Below are 22,994 nucleotides of genomic sequence, written 5' to 3'. Positions count from 1 at the left end.
CCGCAGACATAATATGTCAAAGAGGACAAATATGAACATTCACAACATTGCCAACCATCTAAATGATCTTTGTGACAATAGCCACACCGGCTTTCAATTTGACTGCTATCCCATCGATGGTGATGTCGAAGTCCTTCAGGTCAATATCGTTGGCCGTGAAGAGATCCCAGTATTTGTATCGGTCACTGATAATCAAATTCTTTGCATCAGTTACCTATGGGGTGAAGATGAAGTCAACCAAGAACGTCGTAGTGAGATGTTTGAAACCATGTTAGAACTCAACATCCCTATGCCACTGTCTTCCTTTGCAAAAATTGACAATAAGTACGTAGTTTACGGTGCGTTGTCAGTGCAATCGAGCATGTTAGAAATTGAACAAGAGTTGTCAGTACTGTCTGACAACTGTTTAGAAGTAATTGACGAATTGAGCGATTACTTAAAATAACCCAACCGTTTTAGTTATGTAGTGGTGCGGCTTATCAATATTGAAACCGCTTGAATCATTACTTTATAAAGGAGCCACATTATGGGCATTCTAAATAAGATTTTAACCGCATTTCGTGGCGGCGCTAATGAAGTCGGCCAAACCATCGTCGATGCCAACTCAACACGCATCTTTGAACAAGAGATCCGTGATGCTGAAAAGCACCTCACCAAAGCTAAGCGTGAGCTCACCGATGTGATGGCTAAAGAGATGCAAGCGAGCCGTGAAATCGATCGCCTTAAACGCTCTATTAGCGAACATGAAGGTTACGCAACTCAAGCGCTTGAGAAAGAAAATGAAACCTTGGCATTAGAAGTTGCAGAGAAAATTGCGCAGCTCGACCAAGAACTTGCTGACCAACAATCGGCCAATGACAGCTTCAGTGCTCATGCGACCCGTCTAAAAGAGCTGGTACGTAAGACTGAACGTCAACTCACTGATTACCAACGTCAGCTCAGCATGGTTAAAACCACTGAAAGCGTGCAAAAAGCGACAGCGACTATCACAGACTCGTTCGCAAGCAGTAACTCAAAGTTACTCAATGCTAAAGATTCACTTGAGCGAATCAAGGCACGTCAGCAGCAGTTTGATGACCGTCTAAAGGCGTCTGAAACCTTGGCCGAAGAGAACAGTGATAAGTCTCTGCATGCTAAGTTAGCGGAAGCTGGAATTGGTGAGCAAAAGTCGAATGCCAATGCGGTACTCGATCGTCTAAAAGCACGTAAATAGTCTATTGCTTTAGTTCCCTCACAGCACCTTTAGGCCAAGCCTAAAGGTGCTTTTTAGCTAAATAAGATCACGCGTTAGGAGCATTTCATGGGATTCTTAAAAGGGCTTTTCGGTAAAAAAGAGCAGCCTAAACGGCAACTTTCTCATCCGAATCATTTGCTTAAAGGTGATATGATCTCGCTTGATGATAGCTTTGCATTGCCGCCACAACTTCGCGGACAACAGCTAAGAGTCGAAGCCGTTAATACCTATGAGTTTGAACGCAAACAACTTATCGAATGGGTATTAAAAGGGCACGGCAACGACACACTGTTTCTCTCTTTAGATGAAGATGATGAAACCTATTTAGCCTTTTCCCTAAAGATCCCCCGCAATCTGGTTGAGCAAATTTTTGACCTTGAGCAGTTTAGCGATATTTTTGAAGAGGATGTGCAGGCAAATCTCACCGTGCAACCTTCAATACCTGAGCAACTTGAACAGTGGCTTGGAAAACAATACCATCAAATTAATTTTGCCCAGTTTGGCTATTTTCACCGCGAAGATTACCGCAACCAACGTCCGCCACAAGATGCCGAGGGCGCCACAGGCGATGCATTCGAGTCATATCTGCTGCTCGATGATGAGGAACGTTATGCGCTAGACATCGAGGTCTATGAAGGTGGTGAAACCGATGTTATGTTAACCTTATACCGTCCCTTAAGCGATATTCGTGAATACTGGCCCGGCCAAATTTAAGCGTTACCAATATCTTGGCTTTGACATCGAGATGAAAAAGCCAAGAAGCAAGGATTAGTCAATGAGTAAAACCAAACATCCACTTCCCGAACAGTGGCAACAAAACCAAAAAGCCGCCAAAGCAACCCAAGTGGCGTTCGATCTGGATGAGCAGTTTCAGTATTCAATCCGAAAAGCAGCCTTAGATTCAGGCGTCAGCCCCTCTGATCAAATCCGTACCATCCTCGGCCTTAACGTGACTAAGCGCCCCAAACGTCCAAGACTTACCGTTTCTTTGAGCCAAGATGACTATGAGCAACTTGCTGAGAAATATAGCCTATCTGCAACGGATCAACTCGAAATAAAAAAGCGAGTACTCGATGATCTGGTTCATTTTGTTGTTGAAAGCGAATAGTATTAGCAGAGTAGAGACTTTAGGTTACCGAGCGTTGTAGGAAGGAGTTTGATTCATGGCAGATAAGAAACGTTGGTTACTCCCCGTCGATCAGGCACCGACTCCGTTTCAGCTTGCTATGATGGCCCTTTCTTTAGTTTCGGTGTTCATTGTACTGGTGTTGACCTTTGCGAAATTAGATAGCGAAACACGCCGCTTACTACTGATGATTGATACCAGCATCTGCGTCATCTTTATTAGCCACTTCTTAATCAATTTTATACGCGCCAACGATAAACTTTTCTACATCAAACACAATTGGGTCGATCTGATCGCCAGTATCCCTGCCATTGAACCACTGCGAATGGCGCGGCTTTTCCAGATCTTACGAGTCATCCGCCTGATCCGCATGACTCAATCAATATTAGTTCCACTGATGAAGCAACGTAGCCAGGCCACGTTAGCCAGTTTATTAGTCGCCATGGTCACCATACTGGCCTTTGCCTCAGTACTCATGCTAATTGTCGAAACAGGTGTCCCAGGGGCCAATATTCAAACCGCTGAAAGTGCTATTTGGTGGGCATTAGTGACTATCTCTACCGTTGGTTATGGCGACTATTACCCCGTTACCACCGTCGGCCACATTATTGGCGGGGTCGTCATTATCTGTGGTGTCAGCTTTTTTGGGGTGATCTCAGGTTACATGGCATCACTGTTCATCTCTCCCGATGAGAGCGAAAGAATGGAAAGCCAAAGGCAAGAGATACGCTGCGAGCTAAAGATGGCCCTTGATAGGATGGAACTAAACCAACAACACCTACTGCAAGAGATTGAAACCCTCAAGCAGCAAGTGCAACAGAAACGCTAACGCCAATAGGGTTGAGATTTAAGTGCAGAGCGTCTTGAATGCTCCATTGCAAAGAGTAAGCTTTGCTCTTTATTATCCAACCAGTCTTGAATATCAAGCTGATGTGCCTGACTAATAAGACTTAAACGTCGATACGCCGCCAAGGTTCTTATGCCCATCGCAAGATCCCGCCACGGCGCACGAAACAGATCACGCCCTTTGCTGGGGTAAAGTTCACCATACGCCACCCCCACAAAAATACTTTCATCTAATGCTTTGGCAAACGACTGATAATCATCGCTGTCCAAATCTACTTCGGCCGGCATTAGCGCCACAATCCGCTGCCAGGAGGCTTCTTGCATTTTGTCGGCAAATTGTTGCACACCCAGATGTGGCTCAACATGAATTCGCCCACCGCGGCAGTCAAATAGTAAGGAGACTAAGCGCATCTGCAAATGACCGTAACAGGTGTCGGCTAACATGAGTGCTATCGCGTTAGGAATCGCCAACTCAGTTAATCCTTGAGCCACCCAATGTGCTAAGTCAGCTTGCCGTGGCTGTTTGGCAATCAGCGCAGCCTGGCTGTCTAAAATCTGACTGTAGCTTAATCCATCTTCGACAAATGCTAAGTGAGATTCAATGCAATCAAAACCATGGGTTAATTCATCATCGAGCAAATTAAACTGCGACAAGGTACAGCGTAATAACCGCACACAGGCGCGCAATCGATAGCTCAGTTCAGGTAGCTGCTCATCGGGCGCATCAAGCAGCATAGTTTCAAGCAACTGCCAACGCTCTAAACCTGTACTCAATAAAGTTATAAAAGTCTGTTTAAGCGTCGTTTTTTGCGGCAATTCAATAAACTCTAATGCCTCTAAACTTAAAGGGCTTGCCATGGCCGCAAGTCGATAACCACGCTTAGCTTTACTGTCATGACCCAAACGTGCTGGGATCTGGGCAGTCACTTGTAGGCCTAAAGCCAATAAGGCTTGAGTGTCACCCGCCAATAACTCAAACTCAAGCTCACATATTGGTTCATTAATGCCGTTAGCACTTACCGTACCCACATCAAGGGCAACTTCAACCAGGCTATCATCTAGGTAGATATGCCAGGTCATACGGGTAAAATCGGTATCAAATAGTGGTTTCAGTTGTTGCTGCACTTGGACTAATTCAGCCTCTTGTGGCCAAATTTTTTGTGGAAAAAGCGATAAATTGACCTTTGGTTGATCGATATCAATATTGTATTCTGGGCGTGAGTGCACACCACCGACAACCGTGCCTGCCGTCTTAATCGTCTGTTCGAAGCGACCATCGCAACCACGAATTCGTAACCCCATATCCCAATGTCTTAGGGTTAATTTCGGCGTATCGTAATAACAATTGCTAAGATGTTTTGTTCCTTTTGGGTCACTATGAGGTAGACTGTCAAGCAGTGACACCAAGCGTTCTCGTTCATTTTCAGGGAAAAATAGTTTTAGTTCTATTTCGGCAGCCATTCGCCAATTGCTCACTTTTTGATTAACTAATCAGAATCTGTCATGAAAGTTTAATTATAATTTAACCAAACTTTCATAGTGTAATATTGCTGTAATAAAAGCCCTTTAGGATTACGCTTTGAAGTTTATATATAACTCGTTAGAATAAAAACTGTGAGTTTTTATATAAAAACACAGTTTCAATACGCGGACGCTTGGGTTAACATGCGCCCGCATTTTCCAACAGTGGAATAACCTAAATAGGTACACGGCAATGCCAGTAAACTCTATTTTGGGCGTGTTTGCAAAATCGCCAATAAAACCGTTACAAGAACACATAGATAAAGTGCACGATTGTGCGTCGATTCTAGTGCCATTTTTTGAAGCTACTGTCGCAGGTGACTGGGACAAAGCTGTTCAACTTCGCAAGCAAATCAGCCAAGCGGAAAGAGAAGCAGATGAACTCAAAAGAGAGATCCGTCTGACTCTGCCTGGTGGCTTATTTATGCCAGTTGAAAGAACTGACTTACTGGAGCTACTCACCCAGCAAGATAAGATCGCTAATAAAGCGAAAGACATTTCAGGCCGAATCATTGGCCGTCAACTACTTGTCCCAGAAGCTATTCAAGATCCGTTTACTGCCTACCTAAAGCGTTGTCTCGACGCCGTAGCGCAGGCTAAGCAAGCTATCAACGAACTCGATGACCTACTTGAAACAGGTTTTCGCGGACGTGAAGTGGATCTAGTCGCTAAGATGATCGTTGAACTCGATAAGATTGAAGAGGACACCGATGATCTACAAATCAAAATCCGTCGCCAGCTATTTAGTATCGAAAACGATCTAAATCCTATCGATGTGATGTTCCTCTATAAGATAATTGAGTGGGTTGGAGACTTAGCAGATCTTGCTGAGCGCGTCGGTTCCCGCCTAGAGCTAATGTTAGCTCGCGTCTAAAACACAAGTTATCAAGGTATCAACATGGTTGATGTATTAGTCACCAATGGCCCAATGCTAATTGCAATTGCGGCCGCATTTGGATTTTTAATGGCGTGGGGTATTGGCGCAAACGATGTAGCCAATGCAATGGGAACCTCTGTAGGTTCTAACGCGATAACCATTAAACAAGCGATCATTATTGCAATGATCTTCGAATTTGCCGGCGCTTACCTTGCTGGTGGTGAAGTAACAAGCACGATCCGTAAAGGGATCATCGATTCCGCTTACTTCGTTGACTCACCAGAACTGCTGGTTTACGGCATGATTGCTGCGCTATTAGCTGCGGGTATCTGGTTAGTATTGGCATCAGCACTCGGCTGGCCAGTTTCCACAACACACTCTATCGTTGGTGTGATTGTCGGCTTTGCCGCGGTCGGTGTTAGCGTTGATTCTGTGGCGTGGGGCAAGGTTGTTGGCATCATAGGATCTTGGGTTGTCACACCTGCTATCTCTGGTTTTATCGCCTTTATGATATTCCAAAGTGTGCAAAAGCTGATTTTTAATACGGCAAACCCACTTGAAAATGCCAAGCGTTATGTTCCATTTTATATGGGACTTGCAGGCTTTGTTATGTCACTGGTTACCATCAAGAAAGGCCTTAAGCATGTAGGTTTGCATTTTAGCAATGTTGAAGCTTACGCATTGGCTGCAGCAATTGCTGTACTTGTTGGCCTAGCTGGTATGGTTGCTATCAAACGCTTGAAGATGAGTGCAAAAGCGGATCGCCAAACTCAGTTTGGTAACGTTGAGAAAGTCTTCGCAATCTTAATGGTTGTAACGGCATGTTGTATGGCTTTCGCTCACGGTTCAAACGATGTTGCTAACGCGATTGGCCCGCTGGCTGCAGTGGTTTCTGTAGTGCAAAGTGGTGGTGAGATCAGCAGCAAAGCACCACTTGTTTGGTGGATTTTGCCTCTTGGTGCAATTGGTATCGTAATGGGTCTAGCTATCTTTGGTAAGCGCGTTATGCAAACCATAGGTAAGAACATTACTCACCTTACCCCTAGCCGTGGTTTTGCCGCTGAGCTTGCCGCTGCATCGACGGTAGTCATTGCATCAGGTACTGGTCTGCCAATTTCTACCACACAAACTCTGGTTGGTGCAGTATTAGGTGTCGGTATGGCCCGTGGTATTGCAGCCATCAATATTGGTGTGGTGCGTAATATCGTCGTGTCTTGGGTGGTTACCCTACCTGCAGGCGCAGCGTTATCAATCATCTTCTTCTATATCATCAAAGGCATCTTTAGCTAAACGATGACTAAGAAGAGACAAAAGGAAGCCCACGGGCTTCCTTTTTTGTTTCTGCCAGCACAATTTTGAGCCGAAATGTTGATCGGCTTATTATACCAATCTAACTCTTGCAAAAAGCCGCCTAAATCCATAGCATGTGGCAATATTTCGTTGAAGAGAACTCAATGTGTTAAGACTACTATCTCTCGTTGCACTGATGTTGCTGTCACCTTCACTTTTGGCGGCTGAGCAAACCCGTTATATTTCAGATAACGTCTACACCTTCCTTCATGGCGGTCCTGGTACGCAGTACCGTATTTTAGGTAGTGTAGAAGCTGGCCAACCTGTCACCTTCTCTGGTGAAAAACAAGGTGACTACGTCAAAATAGTCGATCATAAGGGCCGCGAAGGTTGGGTCGATGCTAACTTGATCTCCAGCGAGAAAAGCTTCCGAGTACAATTACCTGAAGTGCAGGCAAAACTGGATCAAGTGCAAGCTGAATTATCGCAAGTTACCGCTGATAGTAATGACAGCGCTCAGATCATCCGCCAGTTACGTTCGCAACTTGCCACCGCTGAAGAGTCACTGTCGATCGCAAGCAATGAACGTGACAGTGCCACACGAGAATTGGCTAGCATTCAAAACAACGAACGCTACGAAATGCTAAAGCAAGGCGGCATGATTGCTGGTGCAGGCATTATCCTTGGGGTTATCTTGGTTTATTTACCACGCCCACGTCGTCGCCAAAAGAATCGCTGGTAAAACGACACTGCATCACTCAATAAAGCCAGCCTATTCATACGCTGGCTTTTTTATTGCCTGTCAAAAACCCTCGAAAACACTGCGTTAGCGCACCCTCTGGCCGGACAAGATCAAACAAAGCTCACATATCGTTTCGCAACAGTGTTCCTCATCACATTTTGGAGGTATAATCGGCGCGCGCAAGGCGTCAGATTGTATACAAAAAAGATAAAACGCCTTATAAAACTAATATTTTGTTCAAGCCAAAACTGTCCCTTATTTAGGTCCAGGTGGAAGTTACTACTATGTTCAAAGCAAGTGAAGTTCTGACTGGTCGTTATGACTCAGCTACCCTAAACGAGCTTTTTGAAGCCATCACCAATAACTATATTGTCGACGAAGAGCAATATCTTGGTGAGCTGATTCAGCTTGTCCCTGCAAGTGAAGATGAGATTCAACGTGTCACCCAGCGTGCCCACGACTTAGTAAAAAAAGTTCGCCAGTATGACAAGAAAGGTCTGATGGTCGGCATAGATGCCTTCCTACAGCAATACAGCCTAGAGACTCAAGAAGGCATTATTCTGATGTGTCTGGCTGAAGCCTTACTGCGCATCCCCGACGCAGCCACAGCAGATGCTTTGATTGAAGACAAGTTATCTGGTGCCAAATGGGATGAACACCTTAGTAAGAGCGACTCAACACTTGTTAACGCGTCAACTTGGGGCTTAATGCTCACAGGTAAAATCGTTAATCTAGATAAGGATATTGACGGTAAGCCAAGTAGCCTGTTAAACCGTTTAGTTAATCGCATGGGCGAACCCGTTATTCGCCAAGCGATGCTTGCCGCCATGAAGATCATGGGTAAACAATTTGTCCTTGGCCGCACGGTAAAAGAAGCATTAAAAAACAGCGTTGATAAGCGCAAGTTAGGCTACACCCATAGCTACGATATGCTAGGTGAAGCGGCTCTCACCAGCAAAGATGCGCAAAAGTATTTCGATGATTATTCAAGTGCCATCGCTGCACTCGGTGCCGAAAGCTATGACGAGCAAGAAGCACCTCGCCCAACGATCTCTATCAAACTATCTGCCTTGCACCCACGTTATGAGGTGGCCAATGAAGACAGAACCATGACTGAGCTATACGACACCTTGATTAAGCTCATTAGTCAGGCGCGTAGTTTAAATGTTGGTGTCTCTATTGGTGCTGAAGAGATGGATCGTCTAGAACTCTCTCTAAAGCTGTTTAAGAAGCTATATAACTCAGATGCTGCCAAGGGGTGGGGACTACTTGGTATCGTCGTTCAGGCGTACTCTAAACGTGCTCTGCCTGTACTTTGCTGGTTAACACGCCTGTCAAAAGAGCAAGGCGATGAAATTCCATTGCGCTTGGTTAAAGGTGCTTACTGGGACAGTGAGTTAAAATGGGGGCAAGTCAATGGTGAGGGGGGCTACCCACTTTATACCCGTAAAGCGGGTACCGATGTCTCATACCTGGCTTGTGCGCGCTACCTATTGTCTGACGCAACACGCGGAGCCATCTATCCGCAGTTTGCCAGCCATAATGCTCAAACGGTTGCCGCTATCTCAGACATGGCAGGCGATCGCCAGTATGAATTCCAACGTTTACACGGCATGGGTGAAGAGTTGTACGACACCCTGTTGGCAGAAAGCGGTGTATCAACGGTGCGTATCTATGCTCCCGTTGGCGCTCACAAAGATCTGCTGCCCTACTTAGTGCGTCGTTTACTTGAAAATGGGGCCAACACCTCATTTGTACACAAGCTCGTCGACCCTAAAACACCGATTGAATCTTTGGTTGTCCATCCTTTGACAACCCTACAAGGCTACAAAACCCTAGCAAATAACAAAATCGTTCAGCCAATCGACATTTTTGGTGATGAGCGTAAAAATTCCAAGGGACTTAACATGAACATCCTCTCTGAATCTACGCCCTTCTTTGCCGCGCTAGATAAATTTAAAGACACCAACTGGTCAGCAGGCCCAATCGTCAATGGTGAAACCCTTAGTGGCGAAACGATTGACGTGGTTAGCCCATTCGATACCACTAAAGTGGTTGGTAAGGTGGCTTTCGCTAACAATCAAGCGGTAGAACAGGCACTTTCCAGCGCTCACAATGCGTTTGGCTCATGGTGTTCAACTCCTGTTGAGGTCCGTGCTAATGCCCTGCAAAAGCTTGCCGACCTGTTAGAAGAAAACCGTGAAGAACTGATTGCATTATGTACCCGCGAAGCAGGTAAGAGCATTCAAGATGGAATAGACGAAGTGCGCGAAGCGGTCGACTTCTGTCGCTACTACGCTGTGCAAGCGAAGAAGATGATGGCTAAGCCTGAACTACTTCCAGGCCCAACGGGCGAGCTTAACGAACTGTTCCTCCAAGGTCGTGGCGTATTTGTTTGTATTAGCCCATGGAACTTCCCATTAGCGATCTTCTTGGGCCAAGTGGCAGCAGCGTTAGCGGCGGGTAATACAGTCGTGGCTAAGCCAGCAGAACAAACCTCTATCGTGGGTTATCGCGCCGTGCAACTTGCACACCAAGCGGGTATCCCTAAAGAAGCGCTGCAATTCCTACCAGGTACCGGTGCGACAGTTGGCGCAACCATCACTGCCGATGAGCGCATTGGTGGCGTCTGCTTTACGGGTTCAACGGTTACCGCGAAACGCATTAACCTGACCCTAGCTCAGCGTGACGGTGCAATTATTCCGTTAATTGCCGAAACAGGTGGCCAAAACGCCATGGTTGTGGATTCAACCTCACAACCTGAACAAGTGGTCAATGATGTCGTCTCTTCATCGTTTACCAGCGCCGGCCAACGCTGCTCGGCACTGCGCGTACTCTTCCTGCAAGAAGATATCGCAGACCGCGTTATCGATGTCATGAAAGGCGCAATGAACGAACTGACCATTGGTGACCCAAGTTTCGTCAAAACCGATGTCGGCCCAGTGATTGATGCCACCGCCAAAGCCAACCTTAATGCGCACATAGATCACATCAAGCAAGTGGGTCGTTTGATTAACCAGCTTGAGTTGCCAGCTGGCAGCGAAAATGGTCACTTTGTTGCCCCAACGGCGGTAGAGATCGACTCAATCAAGGTGCTTGAAAAAGAACATTTTGGCCCTATCCTGCACGTTATTCGCTACAAAGCGGCCGATCTACCTAAGGTTATTGATGAGATCAACTCCACAGGTTTCGGCTTAACATTAGGCATCCATAGTCGTAATGAAGGCCATGCGCTAGAAGTGGCTGATAAAGTTAACGTAGGTAACGTCTACATTAACCGTAACCAAATTGGCGCAGTGGTTGGCGTACAGCCGTTTGGCGGCCAAGGCCTATCTGGCACGGGCCCTAAAGCAGGCGGTCCACACTACCTAACACGCTTCGTGACAGAGAAGACACGCACCAACAACATCACCGCTATCGGTGGTAACGCGACCCTACTTTCATTGGGCGATAGCGACGAGTAGTTTTAGCGACTTGTCAGTAAAGCCAGTGGGTAACACCACTGGCTTTTTTATTTTCCGCTCCCCAAAGAATCTGCTCCTATACTTACACTGATTGGTATGACTCAACACAACACCAAAAATAGGAACAATAGAATGAGTGATAAACAACTGACCCTTGAGCAGGTCTGTGAAATTTTGAATAAGACTCCAACCACCATCAAACGTTATGCGCGGGAGAACCTATTAACCAACGTCGGCGAAGATGATAACTATCTATTTAACGAAGCCGAGGTGATGCGTTATCTAGAGTTTTCTAAGCGATTAGGGTAACCACGCAGTCAAGCTAACTACGGCGTGGTATCCATATTTCAACCGTTAAGCCTCAGTCAAACGCTGATATAAACTCGCATAATAGCTGTCTTGTTGTAACAGTGTTTGATGACTGCCACTTTGACGAATCTGGCCATTTTCCATTAAATGAATGCGATCCATCTGACTCATTGCGGTGAGTCGATGGCTAATCATCAATAGGGTTTTATCTTTGGCAAATTCAAACAATATGGCCAATATTTCTCGCTCAGTGCGCTGATCCAACCCTTCAGTGGGCTCATCAAGCAGCAGTAATGGTGCCTCACGTAATAACGCACGCGCCACACCGATACGGCGTTGCTCCCCGCCCGAGAGCTGACGTCCGCCTTCACCTATCCAAGTATCCAAAGGCTTATCTCCCTGCACTAAGCTTCCAAGCCCCACTCGATTAAGCACCTCAATTAATACGATATCATTGGCTGCACGTGCAGCATTGCGCTCCGCCCGTGTCATCAACTCGGTAAATTCCGGTGCCAGTTGTGCTAGGATCAAGTTGTCACGTAAGGTGCCTGCAAACAGATAGATGCGCTGACTTACCACTGTCATTCCACTGCGTAATGCCGTTTCGCTGTATCGGTCCAACTCATGCCCATCAATCGTTATCTCCCCACTTTGCGCTTGCCACTCACGGGTAAGTAACGACAGCAGACTCGACTTGCCGCAACCTGTTTGCCCCAGCAAGGCGACCTTACTGCCCGCTTTCACTGTTAAGTCGATGCCATCCAGTACCTTTTGTCCGGCATGGTAACCAAATTGCACCTGACTGATGCGCAGATCTCCCTGGGTTATGGCAAGCGTCGATTGTTCAACGAAGCGAATACTTGGCTGCTTATCAACTACCTCATTAACTCGCTCCGCCGCCAACACACAGGCAGAGAGGTGCTGAAATGCTCCAGCCAGCGGCATCAGCATTTCGATACAAGCTAAAGTCATAAAGACCACCAGCGCCAACATCGGGCCAGGAGGGATATTGTCACCCACACCGTGAGCCGCCAGATAAAACAGGACGACAACCGCCACGCCATGACATAAGACTAATGTGGCTTGACTGAGCGCTGTGACTTTGGCCATGGCACTTTGGCTTGCAAATAACGCTGCTTGAGCCTGATCCAACTCTGCCCGATAACGCTTCACCGCGCCAAATAGGGTAAGTTCCGCCTGCCCTTGCAAATATTCCAGCAACAACACGCGATACTGACGCTTACTCTCAAGCTGCAGCCTGCCTGGCTCCTCACCCAACAGATAAAAAGCCAACGGCAATAACAACCAAAAGAGTAATAGTAAGCTACACAAGGTCACCGCTAAGCTGCTATCGAACCAGCCTAAAAATAGGTACAGCGCAGCGATCATCAACAGTGACGCAGCCATTGGGGTGACAAGGCGTAAATAGAGGTGGTCTAAGGTGTCGATATCGGCGACTAGGCGATTAAGCAGGTCGCCTCCTCGCACACCTTTAAGGTCGCTGGCACTCAGCGGAATTAGCTTACGCCATGCCCAACTGCGAAGCTGAGTCAGTAACTTAAATGTGGCTTCATGGGTTGCTAGACGTTCACCATAGCGACTTGCGGTGCGAGCGATTGATAAAAACCGCACCCCACCGGCGGGAGTAAAATAGTTAAAGGCTTGCGCGGTGGCCACACTAAGGCCCGCAACGGCCGTTGCCGATAAAAACCAACCTGACAGCGATAACAAACCGATACCAGCCATCAAGGTGGTGATACTCAAAAATAGGCCGATAAACATCATCAGCCATTGGTGTTTAAACAGTTTTAAAAAAGGGATTAGCTGCTTCATGACTGTACCTCATCTAGCGATGACACCTGGGTATGGCACATGGCGGCAAATAACCCTTCTTGAGCAAGCAATTGCTGATAACTGTCTTGCTGCACTATCTTGCCCCCCTCCAATACCACTATGTTGTCCATCGCCTTGAGCGTGTCTAATCTATGAGTAACCATCACAGAAGAAGCCCCCTGCATCGCTTGCGTCAACGCCTCTAGCACAGCCTGTTCACTATGACTGTCTAAACTGGCGCTAGGTTCATCGAGTAGATAAAGCCCCGCTTTTTGCCCAAGTGCGCGCGCCAAACAGATACGTTGCGCTTGGCCAACCGATACCCCTGCAGACTGTTCGCCAATGGGATGAGACAATCCCAATTTAAGGCTATCGACAAAAGGTCTGACTTTGGCTTTTTCAAGCAGAGCCATAATTGTTTCATCACTCATATGCGGGTCACTCATGGCAACATTTTCACGCAAGGAGCCATGAAACAACTGTGGCTCTTGGCCAAGCCAAGCCAGCTGCTGACGCCAACTGACTCTGTCGAGCTCTCGTAGCTCAATGCCGTTAACCAGTACACTGCCTTGATAGGGTAAAAAGCCCAGCAGCAGATTAAGCAAAGTGGTTTTGCCCGCGCCACTTGGCCCCACCACGGCAATATGCTCGCCATGAGTTAGGCACAAATTAAGCGGCCCGAGCAAGCGAACACCTTGAGCGGTTTGCACCACAACATCCTTCATCACTATGCTGGGCGCGTGTTCGCCTTGATAAGGGAGCTTGATTGCGGGGAGATCATTGTCGCTATCTGGTGCTTGGTAGGTCAACAATGCCATTAAGGCTTCTGCTGCACCAATGGCTTGGGCCTTAGCATGGTAGTGAGTCCCCATGTCTCGTAGCGGCTGATAAAACTCAGGTGCCAATATCAATACAAACAGGCCAGTAAACAGCGTGAGCCCTGCACCATAATGGCCAAAATTTAAATGGTCTAAAAAACTAAACCCAAAATAGACGGCTAACACTGCAATGGACACGGCAGCAAAAAACTCCAACACCGCTGAGCTTAAAAATGCCATCCGCAATACGGCCATGGTGCGCTCGCGAAACGCTTCAGAGGCCGTTTCAATCGCTTTCACTTCACTGTCGGCTCGATTAAACAACTTGATGGTATTAAGCCCTTTGAGCCTATCCATAAAATGGCCACTTAGACGCGACAACGCACTAAAGTTTTTGCGGTTGGCATCGGCGGCGCCCATACCCACTAAGATCATAAATAGCGGAATAAGCGGTGCGGTCGCTAATAAGATGATGCCTGCCGCCCAGTTGATGGGGAATACCACCGCAAGAATCATCAGTGGAATAAAGCCAGCGAGCATCATTTGCGGCAAATATTTTGCGTAAAAGTCGTGTAGATCTTCAACTTGCTCCAGCACAATGCTGGCCCAGCTTCCCGCTGGACGCCCTTTGATAAATACCGGACCAAGCTCGGTCATTTTATCAAGTACCGTCTGGCGGATCTGGTGGCGTAATCGCATGCCCGCAATAAAGCTCACTCGCTCTCGGCCGTAGGCCAATAGCGCTCGGAGTACGATAACGGCACCCAGTAAATACAGTTGGTTAGAGAAAGCCTCTATAGGCTGCTCATCGATAATTAACCCATGCAGCATAGACGCAAGCAGATAGGCTTGCAGCACCAACGCCAACCCCGTGAACACACCAAACAGCACGGTCAGGTTTAGGTAGAAGCCACAGGCCGACTTTTGCTGTTTTAACCAACGGGTAAGGACTTTTTCTAAGCTTTTATCCATGATGCTCCGAGGCGATCTTAGGGGGGGAATATTCATTTTTGGTGAAGTATCGCAGGCTATGGAAAGGGAATAAACAATGGTCAACGGATTTGCTAGGAACCTCACAAAAATTGAGCTAGATCAAAAAAGCCAGCACTCAGTGCTGGCTTCTTACTACATCATTAAAGACTTAAATATTAGTCTTCTTTGCTGTAAATATCTTGGTCGTCGGCATCGCTACCATCGTCATGAGCATCACGCCACTCTTGCGCCGCTGCTTCTTTTGCAGCCAATGCTTCATTACGTTCGGTGCGCTGCTTAGCGCGACGTTCGTTACGTACCATTAGGTTCTCAACGATCTCTTGCAGTGCCTTATTGCCCCACTCATTGGCTTCTGCTTCAGTAGCAAAACCCTTTTGAGATTTAGAGACAACCGTCTTACGTGCCGTCATGCGACGTGTAACTTGTGCGGTCCATGTACCTTCGGCTTCGATCACACGAAGACCGTATTTCTTTTGTTGCGTCATTGTATTTCCTAATTCGATCTTCGAGTGTCTAGTTCGCTATCAATATGGGTTGGGTGCTGCTGACATAAATAGGATGTATAGCAGAAAGGCGGCTATTGTAGTCTCCTTTGCACAAAACTCAATCATGAGCGACACAATAATAGCATTAAATTGATTTTACTTAACCCGCTTGGCAAATATTGGCCATTCCACGCGGCTAAGAGGCTGTCGGTACCAGCTTTTACACTTTTAAGACGATTAACCTATACTTTTATCCACCATAGAGACACATGGTCAAGTTTGCACTGTACGTTTCATCGCCGAGTTTTATTGAATCATTAGCGATTTTTAAGCAGATCCTGTAAGATGCACGCCCGCCAGCGTACCTGGCACCTGAATTTTGCTGCACGTTGCAGCCCCAAGAGACCCATCTATGAGTTTTACCTCCCTAGGTTTATCCGCCCCAATTTTAAAAGCTGTAGCCCACAAAGGTTATGAAACACCTTCCCCTATCCAAGCACAGGCAATACCAGCGGTGTTAGAAGGCAAAGATGTGATGGCGGCGGCACAAACCGGTACGGGCAAGACGGCAGGCTTCACCCTGCCACTGCTAGAACTTCTGAGCAAAGGTGAACGAGCGCGTGCTAAACAAGTGCGTGCCTTAGTGTTAACACCAACACGAGAACTCGCCGCACAAATCGCAGAAAGCGTCACCACCTATGGTAAATACCTGCCGCTTCGCAGCGCTGTTGTCTTTGGTGGTGTAGGTATTGGCCCACAGATCAGCCAACTTAATCGCGGAGTCGACATACTCGTTGCCACCCCTGGCCGTTTACTCGACCTTTATAATCAACGCGCGGTGAATTTTAGCCAGCTTGAAGTCTTAGTGCTCGACGAAGCCGATCGCATGCTAGATATGGGCTTTATTCACGACATCAAAAAGATCTTGGCCATCTTACCAACCAAACGCCAAAACCTGATGTTTTCAGCAACCTTCTCCGACGAGATCCGTACCCTAGCCAAAGGCTTGGTGAATAATCCCGTTGAGATTTCGGTAACGCCACGTAACACCACTGCGAACACAGTGCAGCAGCTTATCTGCCCAGTCGATAAGACACAAAAGTCGGCCGCACTGGTAAAAATGATCAAACAAAACGATTGGCAGCAAGTATTGGTCTTTAGTCGCACCAAACATGGGGCTAACCGTTTAGCCAAGAGCTTAGATAGCAAAGGCATCACCTCGGCGGCGATTCACGGCAATAAAAGCCAAGGGGCACGTACCAAAGCACTGGCAAACTTTAAAACTGGTGAAGTACGCGTACTCGTGGCCACCGATATCGCTGCACGTGGACTGGATATCGACCAACTTCCACAGGTGGTCAACTTTGATCTGCCCAACGTGCCAGAGGATTATGTGCATCGTATCGGTCGCACAGGCCGCGCGGGTGCCGATGGTAAAGCAATCTCCTTAGTCAGCAGCGAAGAGATCAAATTACTTGCCGATATTGAACGCCTTATTGGTAAAAACTTACCGCGTACTGAGGTTGAAGGATTCGAGCCGACACACAGCCTGCCAGAGACAGATTTAACGCCTAAGCGTCACGGACAAAACCGTGGGCCACGCAACGCTAAGCCCAGTGGCAACCGCCCACCGCGCAATAGTGGCGGTCACAACCGTAATGACGATAAGCCACAAGGCAACCGCGAAGGTCAAAGCAAACGTCGTAGTGGCACTGCCAACAAACCTAACGCTGAAGGCCAGAGTCAAGCTCGTCAAGGGCAAGGACAAAGCAAAAGTCCCTATCAAGGCAAGAGCGAACACAGAGATGGTAATGCGCCAGCTCGCCGCCGTACTCGCCGACCAAATGCGGCAGCACAGACAAAGTAGTTGCTTAATTGTTAACTGGGGCCAGAAAGTTTCTGTGCCCCTTTTAACTAATAGCTATTAACCAATCAAGAGCATTTATCACCAACCAACATGTCATTGACGTGTAACCAGTAAACTCCCGATTTCCGCTACTTTCCTAGCGCTTAAAAATAATCCCAAACATTTACACCTTGTCCTAAAGTACTGTATTGTCTATTTATCTAGAAGATAAAGCGTTTATTATTCCAACGGTGAGTAGAACAAATATGAGTTAAAGGATTAACGTGAAAACCTTGTTTAAAATTGTAGTGTTTGGCTCATTAAGCCTAGTGGCGTTTTTTATCGGCATGATAGCGATAGCCGCGCTGACTTCAGTCGATAAAGCCGAGGTATTTGAACCTTACCTGACCGAGACAGTCCCCAAGCTGGTAAAATGGGAGCACCAAACCTTCAAAGATTTGATGACTCAAGACGCTTACAATACCGCCAAACCTGAGCAATGGGATCTTTACATCAAAAAGCTTTCAACCTTGGGAGCACTAAAGTCGTTCGAACAAGCCGAACTGCAAAATTGGCATAGTACTACCAATATTGGCAGCGCTTCAGCAACCTATGCCACCTATATTGTTCCCATGGCCTTCGATACCGGGCCCGCTCACCTGACTCTAACCTTAGTATCATCAAACGACAAGACGCTGATCCACTCGATTAAATTCTCATCAGACATCTTGATGCAATAACGTCAATACATGGATTTATAATATGAAATATATAAGCCTAATAATATTATGCCTCACCTCGCTGTGCGCTATGGCAAACTCGGGCCTACCCAATCATAGACATATAGTCGTTCATGGTGCTGGCCAAATTATCACTAAACCCGATATGGCAAAAATAACGTTTGAAGTCAGCAGCGTCCAAGATGATGCATTAGCAGCAAAAAAAGAGGTTGATAAACGAGTCAATGCTTTGCTCAACGGTCTAGATAAATTTAACGTTAATGACGATAACGTCTCAGCCTCAAGTCTGCTCACCGAGCCACATGTAAACTACACAGATGAAGGCCTCGAAGTCATTGCAGGCTATGTTGCTACCCGAACCCTGAAAGTAACGCTCAGTGAACTGGCACAGATGAATGAGTTTATCGACTTTGCTTTAAGTGTCGGTATTAATGAGATAGAAGACATCAAACTATTATCCATCCACTCATCCACACTCAAAAATCAAGCGACAACATTAGCAGTGGAAGATGCAAAGACAAAAGGCGCAGCATTAGCAAACGCTTTTGGAGCAAACTTAGGTAAGATTTACAGTATCAATTCAAGCAACAGTAGTAGTCGTTATGGTTATAGCGCCTACAGTAATGTTGAACGTATCGAGGTGACTGGCTCAAAGATTGATGCAGACGAACTAGCTCCAGGACGATACCTGCAAGCCACGATCAATTTTTCCGCGTCGATTACGGTCGTTTTTGACCTAGAAGTCGAGTAAACACTCACATCGTTGCAACCTGACTGAAATCACTACAACCCTATTGGAGAACACAATGCTAAAGCATATTTTTTTAACGATTCTATTGCTATCTGGCACAGCGCAAGCGGCTGATGACATTTTGACCCTTGATAGAAGTGTGTCGGGTAGCTTTCAATCATCCTTCCCCAATGACAATAACATTCAACCTGATATCAGCGATTTTAAAGTAATAAACACCGTACTGATGAGCAATGAAATTGGGGAGCGCTGGGCAGTTTTGACAGTTGAAAACTTGGCATCAGGGCAGCGTACTTTAAATCAGAACCACCTACTTGGACTATTTGCCAACGGTGAAAGAATGACACCACATACCTTCAAAATAAAGTTTTCAGCGAATGAATTGCTTTCTATCACCATCGCTTTTGGAGAGAGTAAATTTCCAATTCTTGAGGTTTACCCTCGAAACTAAGGCGACTTATCCGAGAATGGTAGTGCAGGAGTGACTAACGAACTATCCCCCTATGGTGAAATCACAATCAAGGACAGCACGATGGAAACAACCAACCTATTACAAGGCGGCTGCCTTTGCGGCGCACTGCGTTATCAAGTATCAGCCATGCCGTTTGACAGTGATTACTGTCATTGCAGCCAATGCCAAAAGAGCACTGGCTCAGTCGCCGTTAGCTGGATGGATTTTAACGTCGAGCAGATCACTTGGCTTAAGGGAGCGCCAACGGAATATGCTTCATCAACCACCATTCGCCGTGGTTTCTGTAACCAATGCGGCACCAGTATCAGCTACCGCAGCACCGATTATCCTAACTATTACACTCTCACCATAGCGTCCTTAGATGAGCCAAATCGAGTACCACCCAAGTATCATATCTATACCGACAATCAGGTGGCTTGGTTAAAAATCGCCGATGATTTACCCAAATATCGCGGTGGTCGCAGTGAAGGAGAATCTTAGAATAAAAAAGTAAGCAGAGGAAAAAAATAAGAGCGAAAAACTAAGCCACCAAAAACTATGCCACCCATAGTTAATCACCACACAAGAATGCCTTACGCACCACTCGAGAGCAGCAGTGATAGTAAGGCGTATCTTCCAGGCTAACGATTGTCTGTCTTGGTCTGGCCATCTTCAATTACCATTTGGAAAGGGTAAATAAAGCGTAGTTAAGCGGCCAATATTTAGCCAAGAATCTTGGATGTCTTAATTATTTAAATAAAGCGTAGTTAAGCGGCCAATATTTAGCCAAGAATCTTGGGTGTCTTAATTATTTTTTCATTGGGTGTCTTAATTATTAACTAACGTGATAGAAAGGCGTAGATTCAGCATTTATCAATTGGCGTCTGGCGGTGGTCATGGTGAGCCTCGACTGGTGAGAAGGGGATACTTCAAAGCCTAGTCGAGGGGTTATCGAACATCAAAAAGATTTGGCTGTCCTGTTTTTCTCTCTGTTTTTACTCTCTGGTGGAACTTACTTCACATTCAATTGATAACTTGCGAGCCTTACCTTTCACTTCCAGTTTGCCTGATAAATCATTTGTAACTAGCAACCTAAAGCTCCAGTCTTGCAATTCAGTATTTTCAGATAAGGCAGTATTCTTGTCGCCAAAGTAATGAAATTCCATACTAAAAATAGTCATTTCTGCCCCTGAGCCTTCTTTTACCACACTCTTCGATACTTTAAGTGTTTGTAAGTCAGGGAAGTGAATATCTTGAAAGCACTGCCCAGTAACCTCAATCAGTGCCCCATTTCTGGCTATGGTCACTTTACTCAAGCCGATACCTTGGTCTGCAAACTAAATAAAACTAAGCCACCCATTTCTTACAAAGAACATAACTTTTTTTCATGGCTTTGGCGAGGGTTACGATCTATGTGATCAACTCATCAATTTTTATCGATATGGCTAAAATAAAACTAAGCCACCCATAGTTAATCACCACACAAGAATGCCTTACGCACCACTCGAGAGCAGCAGTGGTAGTAAGGCGTATCTTCCAGGCTAACGATTGTCTGTCTTGATCTGGCCATCTTCAATTACCATTTGGAAAGGGTAAATAAAGCGTAGTTAAGCGGTCAATATTTAGCCAGGAATCTTGGGTGTCTTAATTATTCCTCTTAATTAATATGTCACACAGAAATGCAGCCTCTAATTGATACTCTCTTTAATCACACGCCCCCTCCCAAAACGCTTACAGATTTAAAGCACCGTATTTTTTTAGCAACTTGTTAAAATCTATCCACGACTAACAGCAGCTTGGTCAGTTCAAAGCAGTAGAAGTGATCATTCATGAACAGCAGAAGCGATCAATTGGGCCAGTGCCACCAGTTAGCGGCGCTGGCCCAAACTGCCCGTCCTGCTGTCAGACACTGATCGTTTCTACTGGCAAGCTCTGCCTAGGCTGCTGGTCGAATTGCCCAATTTCAGACAAGAAAAAGCCCCAATTCAATGAGGCCAGCAGCGAAGGCAAGGAAACTGTTAAATCAGAACTAAGCTAGTACACATTAACTATGGGTTTCTAGGCATTACTTGTGCTCTGCGTAAAATTAAATTAACTCCAAACAATCGGAGACTTCCCTTCCTGTTTCAATATCATGGCTTCAGGTCCGTTGTAATCATTATCTTTTAAACCGATTGAAATAGAGCTACCGTCAGAAAAGGTAATTGAAACTTCATCACAAACCTCTTCTACAGACTTAACTTTCATGCCTTCAATATCTAGTACCGAGCCACAGTCATATACATAACTATTGAAAATACTTAGCGTAGCACCATCAGAAAAGACAATCTGAATATAGTCATGAACTTTCTCAATCTTACTTACAATAAGACCAATCAAAATCTGTAGACAAGCCATATATTAACTCCTTATTTTATTGGATAGTGGCTATCTTTATTGGAAATAGTACGTCCGGTATATGGGTCTACACCTTGGCCGGACTTATTTTCATACTTGATATAACCGTTCGGATAACCAGGACTTTTACCTCGCGGAGGAGTTGGGTTCATGATACGCATAGTATCCACTTTTCCATTTGCCCCACCTTTACCGTTAGTAAATGCACTTCCGGTGGTTTTACCTCCTGGATTCACAACAGGTGTTGGCCCAGCAGCGCCTTTAGGAACGGGGTATGCAAAACCAAAAACTAAGCCACCCATTTTTTTAAAATAACATAACTCGTTTTCATGGCTTTGGCGAGGGTTACGATCGATGTGGAACAGCTCATCAATTTTTATCGATGTGGCTAAAATATTATCGTTAAATGAGTGATTTATGGTCATCTAAGATATTCAACACAGCAGAAAGACTTGATAGCAATCAAGTATAAGGTGAATTGTAATTTGATTGGGGATTATGACTTAAGCGCACAGCCAGCGCTGGCAATTTGCCGCGCCTTGTCGTCGTTTTCGGTCTAAATGCTCACAGTATTCGGTTAAGGCAGGTAGTGCACCTACAGCACCTTTAAATAATGCACCAAACTCTGTAGTGATTTTAAGCCAATTATCTGCGGGGATGTTTAGCCTATTCAGTATATCCTGGCTGCTTGAGCTAATGGCACCACGCTTATCTTCTCGAATAATCCGACCGGTATCTTCAACCAGTACTATGTAGTCTTTCACGCTGAACATGAGCCCGTTAGGCATATTGAGTCGCTCATTACCTACAAACGGTAATAGCTCTGTTGGTTGCTCGCCTTTCATTGCTGAATGTATACGTCGTTTAATACTGGTGTAATCAGAAGTTTCGGGGGTGGCGGCCATTTTTGCACGAATGGGGTTTAAATCAACATAAGCCATACAGGCGAGTACAGCGGCTTCATCAAGTAATGCTTGAGACTTAAAGCGCCCTTCCCAGAAGCGACCGGTACATTTATCTTCTTTGTTGGCCATTCTGGCGATGGGCTCACTGAGTGAACGCATAAACCAACTGATATCAATTAAGCGTTTACGATATTCGGTAATGCATTCATTAACCGTTTGAAGTTCAAACTGGTTAAGGTCTTCCTCTTTAAGGTATTTGTGCGTGAGTAACGTACCTTTAAAGCCCTTATGCCACTGTATAAGCACTTCTTTATCTGACCATTTTTGTGCTTTATCAGCATCAACCTTTAACACCACATGCAGATG

The 22,994-nt window shown here is 46.0% G+C and carries 23 protein-coding genes and 1 pseudogene; 15 read left to right on the top strand and 9 right to left on the bottom strand.

The window, feature by feature from the left end:
* Positions 1–31 precede the first annotated feature (31 nt).
* The 5 genes from L876_RS0112695 (at position 32) to L876_RS0112675 (ending at position 3,189) form a co-directional block, all read left to right on the top strand.
* Positions 32–445 carry a YjfI family protein gene (locus L876_RS0112695; protein ID WP_028764156.1) on the top strand — a complete coding sequence of 138 codons (414 nt, stop codon included), beginning with the start codon at positions 32–34 and terminating at the stop codon, positions 443–445.
* 81 nt (positions 446–526) lie between these two features.
* Positions 527–1,213, top strand: a complete 687-nt coding sequence (locus L876_RS0112690) for a PspA/IM30 family protein (RefSeq protein ID WP_028764155.1) — start codon at positions 527–529, stop codon at positions 1,211–1,213.
* Positions 1,214–1,300: 87 nt separating this feature from the next.
* Complete coding sequence (locus L876_RS0112685) at positions 1,301–1,948, top strand: hypothetical protein (RefSeq protein WP_028764154.1); 648 nt, start codon at positions 1,301–1,303, stop codon at positions 1,946–1,948.
* Between the two features lie 61 nt (positions 1,949–2,009).
* The gene (locus L876_RS0112680; protein WP_028764153.1) at positions 2,010–2,342 is read left to right on the top strand and encodes a hypothetical protein; all 333 of its coding nucleotides are present in this window, start codon (positions 2,010–2,012) and stop codon (positions 2,340–2,342) included.
* 55 nt (positions 2,343–2,397) lie between these two features.
* Positions 2,398–3,189 carry an ion transporter gene (locus tag L876_RS0112675; RefSeq protein WP_028764152.1) on the top strand — a complete coding sequence of 264 codons (792 nt, stop codon included), beginning with the start codon at positions 2,398–2,400 and terminating at the stop codon, positions 3,187–3,189.
* Here L876_RS0112675 and L876_RS0112670 read toward each other — a convergent pair.
* Positions 3,186–4,667: a CYTH domain-containing protein gene (locus tag L876_RS0112670; protein WP_028764151.1), complete on the bottom strand. Its 1,482-nt coding sequence runs from the start codon at positions 4,665–4,667 to the stop codon at positions 3,186–3,188. The genes L876_RS0112675 and L876_RS0112670 overlap by 4 nt on opposite strands.
* Positions 4,668–4,920: 253 nt before the next feature.
* Here L876_RS0112670 and L876_RS0112665 point away from each other — a divergent pair, with 253 nt between their 5' ends.
* From L876_RS0112665 to L876_RS0112645, 5 genes are all read left to right on the top strand, one after another.
* Positions 4,921–5,601 carry a TIGR00153 family protein gene (locus L876_RS0112665; RefSeq protein ID WP_028764150.1) on the top strand — a complete coding sequence of 227 codons (681 nt, stop codon included), beginning with the start codon at positions 4,921–4,923 and terminating at the stop codon, positions 5,599–5,601.
* Positions 5,602–5,625: 24 nt separating this feature from the next.
* Positions 5,626–6,894, top strand: coding sequence for an inorganic phosphate transporter (locus L876_RS0112660; protein WP_028764149.1), 1,269 nt, complete (start codon positions 5,626–5,628; stop codon positions 6,892–6,894).
* A 166-nt stretch (positions 6,895–7,060) separates the two neighbouring features.
* On the top strand, positions 7,061–7,636 hold the full coding sequence (locus L876_RS0112655; RefSeq protein WP_028764148.1) for a TIGR04211 family SH3 domain-containing protein: 576 nt from the start codon (positions 7,061–7,063) through the stop codon (positions 7,634–7,636).
* A 284-nt stretch (positions 7,637–7,920) separates the two neighbouring features.
* A complete protein-coding gene (gene putA, locus L876_RS0112650; RefSeq protein ID WP_037428654.1) occupies positions 7,921–11,100 on the top strand; it encodes a bifunctional proline dehydrogenase/L-glutamate gamma-semialdehyde dehydrogenase PutA in 3,180 nt (1,059 codons plus the stop codon).
* 132 nt (positions 11,101–11,232) lie between these two features.
* Complete coding sequence (locus tag L876_RS0112645) at positions 11,233–11,409, top strand: helix-turn-helix domain-containing protein (protein WP_028764146.1); 177 nt, start codon at positions 11,233–11,235, stop codon at positions 11,407–11,409.
* A 45-nt stretch (positions 11,410–11,454) separates the two neighbouring features.
* Here the strand turns inward: L876_RS0112645 and cydC are convergent, their stop codons facing one another.
* From cydC to L876_RS0112630, 3 genes are all read right to left on the bottom strand, one after another.
* On the bottom strand, positions 11,455–13,242 hold the full coding sequence (cydC, locus tag L876_RS0112640) for a heme ABC transporter ATP-binding protein/permease CydC (RefSeq protein WP_028764145.1): 1,788 nt from the start codon (positions 13,240–13,242) through the stop codon (positions 11,455–11,457).
* Positions 13,239–15,032, bottom strand: coding sequence for a heme ABC transporter permease/ATP-binding protein CydD (gene cydD, locus L876_RS21705; protein ID WP_037428651.1), 1,794 nt, complete (start codon positions 15,030–15,032; stop codon positions 13,239–13,241). Before cydD ends, cydC begins: the two co-directional genes overlap by 4 nt.
* A gap of 176 nt (positions 15,033–15,208) precedes the next feature.
* Positions 15,209–15,538, bottom strand: coding sequence for a DUF3622 domain-containing protein (locus tag L876_RS0112630; RefSeq protein WP_028764144.1), 330 nt, complete (start codon positions 15,536–15,538; stop codon positions 15,209–15,211).
* A gap of 412 nt (positions 15,539–15,950) precedes the next feature.
* Here L876_RS0112630 and L876_RS0112625 point away from each other — a divergent pair, with 412 nt between their 5' ends.
* The 5 genes from L876_RS0112625 (at position 15,951) to L876_RS0112605 (ending at position 19,827) form a co-directional block, all read left to right on the top strand.
* Complete coding sequence (locus L876_RS0112625) at positions 15,951–17,405, top strand: DEAD/DEAH box helicase (RefSeq protein WP_028764143.1); 1,455 nt, start codon at positions 15,951–15,953, stop codon at positions 17,403–17,405.
* Between the two features lie 263 nt (positions 17,406–17,668).
* Positions 17,669–18,124, top strand: coding sequence for a hypothetical protein (locus L876_RS23045; RefSeq protein ID WP_248674597.1), 456 nt, complete (start codon positions 17,669–17,671; stop codon positions 18,122–18,124).
* Between the two features lie 22 nt (positions 18,125–18,146).
* The gene (locus L876_RS0112615) at positions 18,147–18,875 is read left to right on the top strand and encodes an SIMPL domain-containing protein (protein WP_028764141.1); all 729 of its coding nucleotides are present in this window, start codon (positions 18,147–18,149) and stop codon (positions 18,873–18,875) included.
* 55 nt (positions 18,876–18,930) lie between these two features.
* Positions 18,931–19,326, top strand: a complete 396-nt coding sequence (locus L876_RS0112610) for a hypothetical protein (protein ID WP_028764140.1) — start codon at positions 18,931–18,933, stop codon at positions 19,324–19,326.
* A gap of 81 nt (positions 19,327–19,407) precedes the next feature.
* Entirely contained in the window at positions 19,408–19,827 is a 420-nt protein-coding gene (locus L876_RS0112605; protein ID WP_028764139.1) for a GFA family protein, read from the top strand.
* 494 nt (positions 19,828–20,321) lie between these two features.
* On the opposite strand, the gene L876_RS0112600 is transcribed toward L876_RS0112605, so the two are convergent.
* The 5 genes and pseudogenes from L876_RS0112600 to L876_RS22845 all read right to left on the bottom strand — a co-directional run.
* Positions 20,322–20,642 carry a hypothetical protein gene (locus tag L876_RS0112600; RefSeq protein ID WP_028764138.1) on the bottom strand — a complete coding sequence of 107 codons (321 nt, stop codon included), beginning with the start codon at positions 20,640–20,642 and terminating at the stop codon, positions 20,322–20,324.
* Between the two features lie 158 nt (positions 20,643–20,800).
* A pseudogene (locus L876_RS23040) lies at positions 20,801–20,896 on the bottom strand (Mobile element protein); the annotation flags it as partial.
* 521 nt (positions 20,897–21,417) lie between these two features.
* Complete coding sequence (locus L876_RS0112595; protein ID WP_028764137.1) at positions 21,418–21,723, bottom strand: hypothetical protein; 306 nt, start codon at positions 21,721–21,723, stop codon at positions 21,418–21,420.
* An 11-nt stretch (positions 21,724–21,734) separates the two neighbouring features.
* Positions 21,735–22,148 carry a hypothetical protein gene (locus L876_RS21700; protein ID WP_211237664.1) on the bottom strand — a complete coding sequence of 138 codons (414 nt, stop codon included), beginning with the start codon at positions 22,146–22,148 and terminating at the stop codon, positions 21,735–21,737.
* A gap of 78 nt (positions 22,149–22,226) precedes the next feature.
* On the bottom strand, positions 22,227–22,994 hold a 768-nt coding region (locus L876_RS22845), incomplete at its 5' end, for a hypothetical protein (RefSeq protein WP_028764136.1).

It is taken from the genome of Shewanella colwelliana ATCC 39565 (genome assembly GCF_000518705.1).
GTDB lineage: Bacteria > Pseudomonadota > Gammaproteobacteria > Enterobacterales > Shewanellaceae > Shewanella > Shewanella colwelliana.
Note: the sequence above shows the minus strand (reverse complement) of the source record. Positions and strands in the feature narration are given on the sequence as shown.